At 56.0% G+C, this 13824-nt stretch carries 11 protein-coding genes; 2 read left to right on the forward strand and 9 right to left on the reverse strand.

Features of this window, described 5'->3' with window-relative positions:
- Positions 1-19: 19 nt before the first annotated feature.
- Entirely contained in the window at positions 20-1474 is a 1455-nt protein-coding gene (locus tag AC6I8N_RS20800) for an NAD-dependent succinate-semialdehyde dehydrogenase (protein ID WP_497831008.1), read from the reverse strand.
- Positions 1475-1545: 71 nt separating this feature from the next.
- Between AC6I8N_RS20800 and AC6I8N_RS20805 the strand changes: the two genes are divergently transcribed.
- A complete protein-coding gene (locus AC6I8N_RS20805; protein WP_497831009.1) occupies positions 1546-2346 on the forward strand; it encodes an IclR family transcriptional regulator in 801 nt (266 codons plus the stop codon).
- A 37-nt stretch (positions 2347-2383) separates the two neighbouring features.
- Here AC6I8N_RS20805 and AC6I8N_RS20810 read toward each other — a convergent pair whose 3' ends face one another.
- On the reverse strand, positions 2384-3277 hold the full coding sequence (locus tag AC6I8N_RS20810; RefSeq protein WP_497831010.1) for a LysR family transcriptional regulator: 894 nt from the start codon (positions 3275-3277) through the stop codon (positions 2384-2386).
- A 101-nt stretch (positions 3278-3378) separates the two neighbouring features.
- On the opposite strand from AC6I8N_RS20810, the gene AC6I8N_RS20815 reads away from it, so the two are divergent.
- Positions 3379-3708: a YciI family protein gene (locus AC6I8N_RS20815; protein WP_208725901.1), complete on the forward strand. Its 330-nt coding sequence runs from the start codon at positions 3379-3381 to the stop codon at positions 3706-3708.
- 47 nt (positions 3709-3755) lie between these two features.
- Here AC6I8N_RS20815 and hcr read toward each other — a convergent pair whose 3' ends face one another.
- The 7 genes from hcr to hypF form a co-directional block, all read right to left on the reverse strand.
- Positions 3756-4730, reverse strand: coding sequence for an NADH oxidoreductase (gene hcr / locus AC6I8N_RS20820; protein WP_497831011.1), 975 nt, complete (start codon positions 4728-4730; stop codon positions 3756-3758).
- A gap of 10 nt (positions 4731-4740) precedes the next feature.
- On the reverse strand, positions 4741-6393 hold the full coding sequence (gene hcp, locus AC6I8N_RS20825; RefSeq protein WP_497831012.1) for a hydroxylamine reductase: 1653 nt from the start codon (positions 6391-6393) through the stop codon (positions 4741-4743).
- A gap of 164 nt (positions 6394-6557) precedes the next feature.
- Entirely contained in the window at positions 6558-7775 is a 1218-nt protein-coding gene (locus tag AC6I8N_RS20830) for a c-type cytochrome (RefSeq protein ID WP_497831013.1), read from the reverse strand.
- The gene (locus AC6I8N_RS20835; RefSeq protein ID WP_497831014.1) at positions 7772-9535 is read right to left on the reverse strand and encodes a GMC family oxidoreductase; all 1764 of its coding nucleotides are present in this window, start codon (positions 9533-9535) and stop codon (positions 7772-7774) included. The genes AC6I8N_RS20830 and AC6I8N_RS20835 overlap by 4 nt, the downstream gene beginning before the upstream one ends.
- Before the next feature lie 4 nt (positions 9536-9539).
- The gene (locus AC6I8N_RS20840) at positions 9540-10286 is read right to left on the reverse strand and encodes a gluconate 2-dehydrogenase subunit 3 family protein (RefSeq protein WP_497831015.1); all 747 of its coding nucleotides are present in this window, start codon (positions 10284-10286) and stop codon (positions 9540-9542) included.
- 279 nt (positions 10287-10565) lie between these two features.
- Positions 10566-11579, reverse strand: a complete 1014-nt coding sequence (locus AC6I8N_RS20845; RefSeq protein WP_497831157.1) for a HoxN/HupN/NixA family nickel/cobalt transporter — start codon at positions 11577-11579, stop codon at positions 10566-10568.
- Positions 11557-13821 carry a carbamoyltransferase HypF gene (gene hypF, locus AC6I8N_RS20850; RefSeq protein WP_497831016.1) on the reverse strand — a complete coding sequence of 755 codons (2265 nt, stop codon included), beginning with the start codon at positions 13819-13821 and terminating at the stop codon, positions 11557-11559. The genes AC6I8N_RS20845 and hypF overlap by 23 nt, the downstream gene beginning before the upstream one ends.
- Between the last annotated feature and the right edge of the window lie 3 nt (positions 13822-13824).

The following is a 13824-nucleotide window of genomic DNA, read 5'->3' on the forward strand; positions in this document are numbered from 1 at the left end:
TCTTTGTTGGCTGCTCGAATCAGGCGATTTCTGAGCACAGGTATTTGATTTCCAGATACTCATCAATGCCGTGATGGGAACCTTCACGGCCGAGGCCGGATTGTTTGACGCCACCGAACGGTGCGACCTCGTTAGAGATCAGTCCGGTGTTGTGACCGACCATGCCGTATTCCAGCGCTTCGGCTACCCGCCAGGTGCGGCGCACATTTTCGGTATAGAAATAGGCGGCAAGGCCAAACTCGGTATCGTTCGCCATCGCAATCACTTCTTCTTCGCTGTGAAAGCGGAACAGCGGGGCGACCGGGCCGAAGGTTTCCTCGCGGGCGATTTTCATCTGCTGGGTGACCTCCGCCAGCACGGTGGGTTCGAAAAATGTCCCGCCGAGGGCATGAGTCTTACCACCGGTCACCAGTCGTGCCCCTTTTGCCAGCGCATCGGCGATATGCTCCTCGACTTTTTTGACGGCGTTGCCATCGATCAGCGGCCCAATCAGCACCTCCGGTTGATGACCTTCGCCCACTTTCAGCGCCGCTACTCGCGCTGCGAGTTTTTCCGCAAACTGGTCGTAAACCGCGTCCTGCACATAAAGGCGGTTGGAGCAGACGCAGGTCTGCCCGGCGTTACGGTATTTGGAGGCGAGCGCCCCTTCGACAGCGGCATCGAGGTCGGCGTCCTCAAACACAATAAAGGGGGCGTTACCCCCCAGCTCCAGTGATAGCTTTTTGATGGTCGGTGCGCACTGGGCCATCAACAGGCGGCCAACCTGGGTCGAGCCGGTAAAGGAGAGTTTGGTGACGATATCGCTGGCGGTAAGCACGCCCCCCAGCTCACGCGCATCGCCGGTGATCACCTGGAACACGCCGGCCGGCATGCCAGCCTGTTGCGCCAGTTCTGCCAGCGCCAACGCGGTCAGCGGTGTTTTTTCGGCGGGACGGACGATCATGGTGCAACCTGCGGCCAGGGCGGGCGCGGCTTTGCGGGTGATCATCGCGGCCGGGAAATTCCACGGGGTGATGGCGGCACAGACGCCAATCGGCTGTTTGATCACCACAATCCGTTTGTTATTGGTCGGAGCCGGAATGGTTTCGCCATACACACGTTTGGCTTCCTCGGCGAACCACTCGACAAAGGAGGCGGCATACAGCGCTTCGCCTTTAGCTTCCGCCAGCGGTTTTCCTTGTTCTGCGGTCATCAGGGCCGCGAGGTCGTCGGCATTGTCGACCATCAGAGTGAACCAGCGGCGCAGTACGGCGGTGCGATCTTTGGCCGCCATTTTGCTCCAACTGCGGAACGCCGTTTGTGCTGCATGGATTGCGTTCTCCGTATCGGATGCCGAGAGAGCAGGTACGGTGGCAATAATTTTGCCGGTGGCAGGATTATCTACTTCTATCACTTCACCTTTACTGCCGCTGACCCATTCGCCATTTACCAGACAACGGTCGCGTAGCAATGTTGGGTTTTTTAGTTTGATCATCGACTCCCCCTGAAGATTAGTTCAATATATTGAACTAAGATCTGTATAGTGAACGTTGGACAGGGGGCAGTATGTCAGGGGATTCCGTAACAAAAAGCGATCAAACGCGCAAAAATATTGATACTGTTCCTGCACTGCGTCGGGCGGTGACCATTCTTGATCTGGTCGCCGCGCAGGGTGGCGCACTCTCCGCGGCGGATATCACGCGTCAACTGGCCCTGCCAAAAAGTACCGCGCATGGGCAGTTGAATGTCCTGACGGAACTGGGGCTGTTAGTCAGGACCGCCGATGGAGCGTTCCGCCTCGGACCGCATCTGATGCGCTGGGCAGACGGTTTTTTGTCACAGATGGATATCGTGGCGCTGTTCCGGGAATACTTTGCCAGCGACAGCGAGCTGGCTGGCTATACCATCACGCTGACTGTGCTCGACCGCGATGAAGTGGTCTACATCAGTTGCCGAAATTCAGAAAAACCCCTCGGTCATACGTTCCGTATTGGTATGCGGTTGCCTGCCCCTTTTACCGCTACCGGCAAGATGTTGCTTTCCGAACTGCCCGACGACGCGCTGGCGGCATTGTTTGCGAACGGTTTCCCTCAGCCCATGACCGCTGCCGGCGTGAGTAACCTTGATGAGTTGCGTCAGGAGTTGATCGCGATCCGCGCGCGCCATTTTTCGATTGATAATGGTCAGATTCACGCCGCGATGACCTGCGTTGGCGCAGCGATTTACGATCATACCGGCAAGGCGATTGCGGGCATCGCTACCAGTTTTCTCAGCAGCGAAGCCCGGGCGGGGTTGGTTGAAAGTTTGGGTGAAAAGATGCGTGAAGCGGCGTTGGCGCTTTCATGCCAGTGTGGATATCAGGGGTGAGAACCGATATCCGGTAGCGGCGCGATTTATCTCGCAGTCAGTGAAAGTATTCGCATAACGCGTCAATAAACACCCGGTAACGGGTTTCGTTGACGCGCGCAGGTTGCCAGAGCAGATGCATTGCCCGTTCCGGGCAGGGGTAGTCAGCCAGAATAGCAACCAATTGCCCCCGTTTGAGTGGCAAGGCCAGCGCTTTATCATAACCCATGACCACGCCTGCTCCCCGGATCGCGGCCTCCAGCAAGGCGCCCCAATCGTTAATCTTCAGCCGGGAATTAACGTCAACGTCATAAAGTAATCCCTCGCTGATAAACGGCCAGCAATCGCTCAATCCTGCCTGCCAGGGCGCGAATGTCAGGCATTGATGATGTGACAGATCGGCGGGGTGTTGCGGCCAGCCCTGTTTCGCCAGGTACTCTGGCGCAGCGCAGGTAATAAGCCGATAGGCGGCTAATGGCCGCGCGGCCAGTCGCAAGTTTTTATCCAGTTCACCAATGCGGATCACCGCATCAAAATCTTCCGCTGCCGGATTGATCACGTCGTCCGACAGCGTGAGTTCGATATTGATGTGGGGATAGCGCGCCAGAAAATCAGTGAGAAAGTCAGTCAGGGCGTAGCGTCCAAAGGTGACAGGTGCATTCAACCGCAAGGTACCGCTGGGAACCTCAGCACTGCCACTGGCTTCACTATCGGCATCGGCAATCGCCTGTAAAATCGTCAGGCAGCGTTTGAAATATTGGTTGCCAGTCGGGGTAAGACTCTGCTGACGTGTTGTTCGTGTGAGTAAACGTGTTTCCAGCTGCTTTTCCATTGAAGCGATGTGCCGGGCCACCATCTGCGGTGACATAGCCAGCTTTTCCGCCGCAGCAACAAAAGATCCCTGTTGTACGGTGGCGACAAATACGCGCATCCCGGTGATTTTGTCCAACATTAACAACTCCTGGTTGTTTCAGAACGCAATATCAGGTCATTTTAAGTATCCATAGTACTTATTACACTCGCTTTTAATCAGCAAATAAGCAGAGGTGAATCATGAGTATCTATATTGTGAGAATGGACCATCCGGCAGGTCCCGAGTGGAATAGCTTTGTTCGGGAACATGTGGTTTATCTGAAGGACTTGATTAAACAAGGGAAACTTATCGCTTCAGGGCCGCTGAAGCAGACCCCGCTACGCGCTGGTTTTTTGATTTTCAACGCAGATAGCCGTGAAGAAGTGAGCAAGCTGGTGAATGCTGATCCTTTTGCGCGTGAAAATCTCATTGCGCAACTGGACATACAGGAATGGGACCCGCTATTTGGTCAACTTACGGCATTGTCGAGTCGCGTCACCGCGAGTGAGTTGCAGGATCTGGTGGATTAATGCCAACGGTAGCGGCGCGATAAATCGCGCCGCTACGTATCAGTCGATCAGGCCAGCACCATGTCTCCTTCAGGCTGACACGAACACGCCAACACAAAACCGTCATCGATTTCTTGTTGGGTTAAGGTCGCGGTGCTGCTGACGTGATATTCGCCCGCCAGCACCTGGGTTTTACAGCAGCCACACACGCCCTCACGGCAGGCTGCAATGATTGGCACGTTGTTGCTCTCCAGCACCTGGAGCAGCGAACTGCCCTGCGGAGCGAAAAAGGTCTTACCGGCGGAGAGTTTGCTGAATTTTAGCCCTTCGGTCGCCGCCGCCACCGATGTTGTCGGGGTGAAGAATTGTTCTTTAAAGAAACGCGTCACGCCGCCTTGTTTCACCGCCTCTTCCGCCCACGCCATATAGGGTGCCGGGCCGCAGCAAAATACCGTGCGTCCGGCGAGGTCGGGGACTTCATTTAATAGCGCGTGGCTCAGGCGGCCAGAGACAAAACCGGCGCTGGCCGACTGCTCTGCCACCAGCGTGACCGCGTAGTCACGCCATTCGTCGGCAAAAATCACCTCCTGCGGCGAACGTACGTTATAAATGACCTGCACATCGACAGCCGGACGGTACTTTGCCAGCCAGCGACGCATCGACATTATCGGTGTCACGCCACAACCCGCAGCCAGCAGCAATAGCTTGTCCTGCGCCTCATTGTCACAGGTAAAGTGCCCCTGAGCATCTGAGAGCCACAGATAATCACCGCGTTTGACTTCACCGGTAAGCCATTGCGAGCCAGCACCGCCTGTAATACGACGCACGGTGAGGGTGATGTATTCACTGACACCGGGTGTGGAGGAGAGGGTATAGGCACGCAGGGTGGTCGAGCTGTTGGCGATACTGACTAACGCATATTGCCCGGCACGATAAGGATAATAATCGTGACACAACAGCGACAGCGTCCAGACATCTGGTGTTTCCTGGTGGATGTGATGCACCTGCATACGCCACGGGCATTGCGGAGTTGGCATGGTCATGTTGATCTCCTCAGGCGCTCAGTAACTGCTGCATATCCTGCGCAACGGTGGTGACCTGACGCAGACCAAATTTCTCGTTCAACACGGCCAGCAGGTCTGGTGTCAGGAAGGCCGGGGCCGTCGGGCCAGTGACGATATTGGTGACGCCCAGCGATAACAACGTCAGCAAAATGACAATCGCCTTCTGTTCGAACCATGACAGCACCAGCGACAGCGGCAGATCGTTGACGCCACAACCGAGTTTTTCCGCCAGCGTCACCGCCAGAATGATCGCTGAGTAGGCATCGTTGCATTGGCCGGCATCGATCAATCTGGGCAGCCCTTCAATGTCGCCAAAATCGAGTTTGTTGAAGCGATATTTGCCACATGCCAGCGTCAGAATCAGGCAGTCGTGCGGTACCTGGGTGGCGAAATCGGTGAAGTAGCTCCGTTCGCTACGCGAACCGTCACAGCCACCCACCAGGAATACATGGCGCAATTTCTCCCGGCTGACCAGGTCGATCAAGGTATCCGCCGCCCCGGTTAAGGTCTGACGACCGAAGCCGACAGTGATCAAATGTTCAATCTCGCTATACGGGAAGCCATTGAGTTGTTGTGCCTGCTGGATCACGGCGGTGAAATCATCCCCTTCCAGATGCTTCACGCCTGGCCAGCCGACGATGCTACGTGTCCAGATACGCGCGTCATAGGCACCGACCATCGGGTCGATGATGCAGTTGGAGGTCATGACAATCGGGCCAGGGAAGCGGGCGAATTCCACCTGCTGGTTCTGCCAGCCACTGCCGTAGTTGCCGACCAGATGCTTAAATTTGCGCAGTTCCGGGTAGCCGTGCGCGGGCAACATTTCACCGTGGGTATAGACGTTAACGCCAGTGCCTTCGGTTTGTTGCAGCAGGTTGTATAAGTCTTTGAGATCGTGGCCGGAAATCAGGATACATTTGCCAGCGACGGCTTTGACGTTGACTTGCGTCGGCGTGGGATGACCATAGGTGTTGGTTTCGCCGCTATCGAGAATACGCATCACGCTGAAATTCATTTGGCCGATTTCCATCGCACAGGCCAGCAGGGCATCCATATCCGCAGGCCAGGTGCCCAGCCACGCCATGATGCGATGATAAGTGGCGTAAAGGGCGTTGTCATACTGACCCAGTACATGGGCGTGTTCCATATAGGCCGCCGCCCCTTTCAGGCCGTACAGGCACAGCAGACGCAGACCGAGAATATTGTCGCCAATCAGCGCCTTATCACGATTGGGCGCGAAACTGGCGGCTTGTTGCTGCAATGTGCCGAGATCGTCACTGACCAACTGTAAATCCGCCAGCGGATGGTCGAGAGATGCTCGCGGGTCAATCGCCAGGCAGGCCGCCTTCAGGGCTTCACGTTTGGCGATGGCTTCACGCGCGTAGCTGACAATACGCAGGGAGTCGAAGTTAACGTTAGTCAGGGTAGAGAAAAAGGCGCGCGGGGCGAAATGGTCGATGTCGTGATCGATCAGGTCATAGGCACGGGCTTTGTCGGCCCAGGCAGACAGTCCCTGCAATGTGGCGATCAGCAGATCCTGTAAATCGGAGGTTTCGGCAGTTTTGCCACACATACCTTGCGCGTACGAACAGCCGTTGGCTGCCGGGGTTCGAATGGTTTGCTCACATTGCACACAGAACATAATCATAGCCCTTTATAAGTTGTATTTTAAATGCAACTTTAGGCTAATCCTGATGATGAAAACCAACCAGAAGAATTTCGCGTGATTTGCAGGGGAATTGATTTGGCGCAATTTTGCCAGTCATGTTGCCGCGAACGAGGTGGCTTCCCTGCCACCCAAACAGGTTATTGCAGGTTGTCTTTCACTTTCTGAACCGCCGTGGCATCAACCGGTGCTGCGGCGTTACCCCAACTGTTGCGGATATACGTCACCACCGCTGCAATCTGGTCGTTACCCAACACACCAGCAAAAGAGGGCATAGCGGGTGCAGTCGGGCGGATGTCGGTGTCTACGCCACGACTGCCCGCTGCGACCACGCGAATCAACGACGTTGCATCCGACTGGTTAAGCAAAGGGTTATCTTTCAATTGCGGGAAGATATTTTGCTCGCCGCGTCCACCCGGGCTATGGCAGGCCGAACATTTGGCCGCATAAATCTGCGCACCAAGTTGCATGCGCTCATCACTGGCTGGCAAGGGTTGCGGGACTTTTTCGCTTTGTTTATCTCCACCTTTCAGATAGGTCGCGACGGCCTGAAGATCGTCATCACGCCAATGTTGTGTTGAATGACTGACCGCATCGGCCATCGGTCCGGAGGCGATGTCGAAGCGGTTGACGCCGGTACGCAAGTAGCTGACGATGTCTTCCGTTGTCCATTTCCCCAGCCCGCTATGGTCGCTGTTGGTCAGGTTGGGGGCATACCAGCCTTCAACCACTTCGCCAGTGAGAAACTGGCCGCCTTTATCGCCACCAAGCAGATTTTTGGGGGTGTGGCAGGTGCCGCAGTGGCCTGGGCCTTCAACCAAATACGCCCCGCGATTCCATTGTGCTGATTTGTCGGGATGGGGTTGGAATTCTCCTTTGTCGAAATTAATCCAGTTCCACACCATCAGGCTGCTGCGAATGTTGAAGGGGAACGGCAGTTGATTGGTTTCTACCTCATGGTGAATCGGCTGCAATGTTTGCATCCAGGCCCACAGGTCGCGCAGATCCGCATCGGACATTTTGGTGTAAGCCGTAAACGGCATCGCACCATACAGCCGTTTGCCTCCGTGACCGATGCCTGCCGTCATGGCGCGTTTAAAGTCGTCATAGTTCCAGTTGCCAATACCGGTTGCGGGGTCCGGCGTGATGTTGGCACCCACCAGGGTGCCAAAAGGCGTCTGGAGTTTTACACCCCCGGCGAAAGGCTGTTTGGCATCGGTGGTGTGGCACGCTGTGCAATCGCCGAGCGTAGCGATGTAGCTGCCACGACTGATTTGATCATATTCCGGTTGTGCCTGCGCAACGAAGCTGGCCGTAGCCAGTAACGCCGCGAGTGAGAGAGACGTGAGCGTTTTCATGCGGTGATCATCTCCCCGGGGCGTTTGAGATAGTAATGACGAATGGCGTGAGCCGCTTTAAATGCCAGCGCACCGACAGTACCGGTTGGGTTATAGCCAGGGTTTTGCGGGAAGGCCGATGCACCGACGACAAACAAATTGGGCACATCCCAGACCTGCAAATGTTTGTTCACCGAACTGGTGCTGGGGTTAGATCCCATAATGAAACCGCCCACCACATGGGATGATTGGTAGGGAACGCTGTTCCAGTGGCCGGACATCGGTTTGGCGACGATTTGGCGCGGATTCATTGATTGCGCAATTTCTGCCACCTTACCGGTGCAGTATTGCGCCATCTTCAGATCATTCTCCGCGAAGTCAAAGGTGATACGCAGGAGTGGACGCCCGTGGGGATCGTTGTAATTGGGGTCGAGCGACAGATAGTTGGTACGCGTGGTGTAACTGCTCGCCTCACATCCGATCGACATGGTGCTGAGGTAGTTATCTTTGACCGCACGTTTCCACTGGGAACCCCATTTTGGTGTATTCGGCGGCACTGGCCGGTAACCAATCGGCGCAGAACCGATGGGCGTGACGCGAATACTGCCTCCGCCGAGGAAGCCAAGGCCGCTATGGTCGAAGTTGTCGTTGTTGAACTCGTCAATCCCCATGCCGACGGCACCTGCGCCGATAAAGGGATTGAAGTTTTTGTTGTCGAAAAACAACGTTACGCCATTTGCTGTCTGATAAGCGTAATTGCGGCCAGTGGTGCCGCGATTTGTGACGGGATCGTAGGCTTCGCCAATATTTGACAGCAACATCAGGCGCACGTTTTCAAACGTGAACGCGGCGACAATCACCAGGTCGGCGGGTTGTTCCCACTTATCACCAGAGGAGTCGATATAGGTCACGCCGGTGGCTTTCTTACCGGATGAATCGGTCAGCACCTCCAGCACCTCGCAGTTGGTGTAAGCGGTGAAATTTTCCTTACGCATCAACGCCGGAAGTACCGTGGTAATGGCACTGGCTTTGGAATAGTTGGCGCAACCGTAGTTGGTGCAGAAACCGCAGAAAGTACAGGGACCCATTGTCACGCCGTAAGGATTGGTATAGGCCTCTGACACCAACGATGAGGGAACCGGAAAAGGCTGATATCCCATATTCTTTGCGGCTTCGGCAAACAGCGTGGGGCCGTAAGGCTGACGCAGTGGCGGCGTGGGGTAATTACCAGAACGCATACCTTCAAACGGGTTACCGCCAGCACGTTTTTCACCATTGAGGTTGGCGGCATAGCCCGATGTACCGGCCACCCGCTCAAACTGCATATAATGCGGCTCCATCTCCTCCCAGGTTGTCCCCCAGTCCTGGAGTACCAGTTCATCGGGGATGGCATTTGCGCCATACCGTTCGGTCAGATGACTTTTGAGGCGAAATTCCTCCGGCTGGAAACGGAAGGTGATGCCTGCCCAATGGTTGCCTGCGCCACCCGTGCCGTTACCGGGGTGGAATGATCCCCAGGTGCGCATCGGCAGTGCGGTCTGTGATGGATTGTTACGCATGGTGCAGGTATTTTGCCGGGTGCGCAGCATCAGTTCTTCGCGCATCACATAGCGCAGTTCGTCAGTCACGGTGGCGACGTTGAAGTCACGCGCGGTATCGCGCCAGGGGCCACGTTCAATGCCGATCACCTCGAGGCCTTCATCGGCCAGTTCTTTCGCAATGATCGACCCAGCCCAGCCGAGGCCAATGACCACGACATCCGTTTTTGGTAATTTTTTCATGCTGTTATCCCCTGGCTTTCCATTGCATCATGCTGATGGGTTCTAATCCCAGATTCTCGTTATGGCGATCGATATAGTCGCGATAGTCGTAACGCGCGCCAGGGAATCCCAGCATCTTCCACGAAACCATGTCTTTGTTGCCGCCATAAATCGGATCGGCAAAAAAGCCTTCCATAGTGTTAGTCAGCACATCGTTAAACAGGGATTGCGCATCGTAGCCGTCGAAATGCACCTTGCCTGCCTCCATTGCCTGCAACAAATGGTCCTGCTGCTCCGGTGGAAGGTCGGCGAAGTTCTTTTGTGCGCTCTGTTGCACGTAGCGGTTGAGCGCTGCGATGCCCTGGCGATAACGTTGTTGTGGTATCAGCGGAGACTGGTCACCTTGTTGCGGTGTGCCCTGGTGAAATGGGCCTTGCATGTACAGCCGTTCAAATGTCCCGTAAAAACCGTGCAGTTGGCGATCAATAAACACGGCACAGCCGGCTTCTTTGCCACCGATACTGAGTTCATCGGCAGGGATCAGACGGTCAACGATCGCTTCCAGGGTTTGTGCTTCTTCAGGGGTAAAGAACAGCCAGCCTTGTTGATCGAATGATTCGGGAGGATTGTCAGAAAAGGGCGTCCAGCCCGGTGTACCTTTGAGAGACACGGCATCAGCCGCTTGTGTCACCGTGGCAGCGACACCCAACGTTGTCCACGTCAACACCTGCCGTCGTGTCACCCCCGGCAGTGTTTTGGCTCTTTTTTTCATATTGCTTCCTAATTAAGTTGAACAAATTTGAAACAAAGGTGGTTTTTCAGGACATTGAAACAAGCAGTCAATTTTTATGTTGCGACTTTGTATCATTAACATTTTACAAATGTTAAATGTAAGGGCTTTCTGCAAAAGCGGGCTACAGCAGGGGAAAAAATGCATTTTTTGTCAAAAAATGAGGGGGAAAGATAAGGGTTAGTAATAGATGAACATGGCAGCTAACAAATTGTTACTTCGTTGGCTGCCCGAAAGCAGAGGGATCAAACCGTTAACTGATTACAACGCGTCATAGTTCCTCAAGCGGTAATTAAGCATCGAAATGCCCCAACACACGACAAACAACCCAACCACCACAAAGCCCGCATTACCCAGGTTGTCACTCAGTTTGCCAATCCACGGCCAGATACCACCCTGTAATCCGAGTTTGTCGATCAATAGCCCCAGTGCCTCCACGCCACCGATAAACAGCGCCACCACCACCGACGTGCCGGTAATGGTCATGTTGTAATACAGTTTGCGCTGCGGTTTATTAAACGCCCAACCATAGGCATTGAGCATCACCAGGTTATCGAGGGTATCCACCAGCATCATGGCGCTGGCAAACATCACCGGAAAGATAAGGATCGACCACATTGAGATGCCGTAAGAGGCGGTAGCGGCCGAAAGACCCAGCACGCCAATTTCTGTGGCGGTATCGAAGCCTAAGCCAAATAGAAAACCGACCAGGTACATATGCCAGCTTTTATTCACCAGCTTAAAGGTGGTGTTGAATAAGCGGCTCATCAGGCCACCCCCGCTGCTTTCCAGCGCGTCGGCGGTGAGCGGCTCGCCGCGTTTCCACTGGCGGAAGTTACGCCAGACACTGCGCAGAATCACCAGATTAACCAGCCCCATCGCCAGCAGGAAACAGGCCGACACTGCGGTGCCGATCACGCCTCCCACCTCAAGGAACCAGGCCATATTTTTCTGGAAAGCGGCGGCAGTGGCGGCGATGGCAATCGATGCCAGAATAACGATGGTTGAGTGACCCAGGGAAAACCAGGCGCCAATAGTTGTCGGACGTTTTCCCTGCTGCATCATTTTACGCGTGACAATATCGATGGCAGCGATATGGTCGGCATCAACCGCATGGCGCAGTCCATAACACCATGCCAGCAGGCAGGTTGCCATCAATGCGGTGCTTTGCTGGAACACCACCAATGCCCAAATCCAGGCGGCAAAATTCGCGGCCACCAGCGCGCCCAATAAAGCGCCAGCGCGCGGGGTTTCACGAAGAACACGCAACAACATCATTTTTTCCTTGTGTATGAGGTATAAGACGCGCGGCGGCAATCAATGCCTGGCCGAATGAAAGCGCACCGTCGCCCGCAGGCAACTGTGTCGGAAACAGAATCTCCAGATCAGAAAGCCACCAGCGCAGGCGTTCACGTAGCAGACGGTTATGCATCACCCCGCCACAGCAAACGAGGGTGGAAATGCCCAAATGACTGGCATGCTGACGAACCAACTCGGCCAGCCCCTGAGCCAGGGCATCATGAAACGCCCACGCACGCGCCGGGGCGCTGGCCTGCCATCCCAGCCATTGCTGCCAGAAGGTAGCCATATCGGGACATCCCTGCACCAGCGGCAACGTCACGGGATGCGGGCAAGGACCGTGGTCGATGGCCATTGTCTCCAGCAGGCAGGCGGCTTCGCCTTCATAACTTTGCTGGAGGGGCGCGAAGCCCAGGGCGGCTGCCACGGCATCAAACAGGCGACCACAGGAGGAGGCGAGCGGGGCATTGACCCCGCGGGTGATCGCCCGCGCCAACGGCTGCCAGGGCTGGGCACGAACCACCGCCGTTTCCGCATAGTGTTGCCAGTGCGGCACAAAGGCTTCGCATTGTGCCAGCAAATTACGCCAGGGCTGCCGCGCTGCCAGATCGCCACCCGGAAGCGCCACGGGTGGCAGACCGCCGAGGTGCGTACATTCCCGGTAGTCCACCCGCAGGCATTCACCCCCCCAGAGCTGACCGTCAGCGCCATAGCCAATACCATCAAGGGCCAACGCCAGCACCTTGCCACCCTCCAGCGGCCAGTGATGTTCGGCAAGGCAGGCGGCAGCGTGAGCGTGATGATGCAATATTTCTGAGAGCGGCAGCGCCATCTCACGCCCCAGTTGTGCGCTACGCCAGGCCGGATGCGCATCAACCGCAATCTGCTGTGGCGTAAAGTGGTAGATCTCGCACATCAGCTGCAATGCCTGACGCCACTGGGTTTCGACGCCGCTTTGCGCTAAATCGCCAAAGTACTGGCTGAGCACCGCCTGATCGTCACGCACCAGACAGAAGGTATTTTTCAGATCGCCGCCGAGTGCCAGTATCGGTGGCAGTTGGTTGAAACCGGGCGGTAGCGGCAGGGCATCGGGCACAAACCCACGCGAGCGTCGTAACATTTCACCGCTGGCGCGCATCACAGAATCATCCATGCGTTGCAGGATCGGGCGATTATGCAGCAGCCAGCCATCGGCAATCCCCGCCAGCTCCGCCAGCGCGCGATCATTCTCAATTGCAGGGGGCAAACCGTTCAGATTGCCGGATGTCATCACCAGTGGGCCGCCAAAATCCGCCATCAACAGATGCTGGAGAGGATTGGCCGCCAGCATCACACCGATTTCATTCAGACCTGGCGCAATCCCGGCGCTTAACCCGCTTAACAGGTGACGGTCGACCAGCACAATCGGCGCGGCTGGTGAGGTGAGGAACACGGTGGCCGAATCCGGTAAGCCCAGCGTATCCGGTATCATCACAGCAAAAGGTTTTGCTGGCCGCTGCTTACGCTGCCGCAGGCGCTGCACCGCCAGCGAGTTGCGGGCATCCACCGCCAGATGAAACCCACCCAGTCCTTTAATGGCGACAATCCCGCCTTTTTTCAGCAGCGTCACGGCCTGTTGCAGTGCCGAATCTCCCTTACACCGTTGCCCGTTGTGGTGCCAGATGATCTGCGGGCCGCAATCCGCGCAGGCCAGCGGTTGAGCATGAAAACGGCGGTCCAGCGGGTTGCGGTACTCCCGTTCACAGGCCGGGCACAGGGGAAACGCGGCCATTACCGTGGCGGGACGATCGTAAGGTATGGCGTGGATAATGGTGTAGCGTGGACCGCAGTGGGTACAGTTAATAAAGGGGTAGCGGTAACGTCGGTCCGTGGGATCATGCAGTTCGCGCAGACAGGCGGGACACGTTGCGGCATCGGGGACGATTTGTGTGGTCATGGCACCCTCGTCACTGTGACGAATGGTGAAACTCTCCGGCAGGCTTATCCAGCACATTGTCTGTTGTTCAATGCTATCAATTCGCGCCAGCGGCGGGCAGTGCTGATGCAGCGCCGCCAGTAACGTTGTTGCCGGGCTGGTCAGACGCACCAACACGCCCGCGCCGTCGTTGCAGACGTCGCCTTTGAGCTGGAGTTGTTGTGCCAGTTGCCAGACCCAGGGGCGAAAACCGACGCCCTGGACCTTGCCGCGAATACGTAATGTGATGCCGTTGTTATTCATAGG

Source organism: Pantoea sp. X-Soil-TKNS-1279, assembly GCF_059730565.1.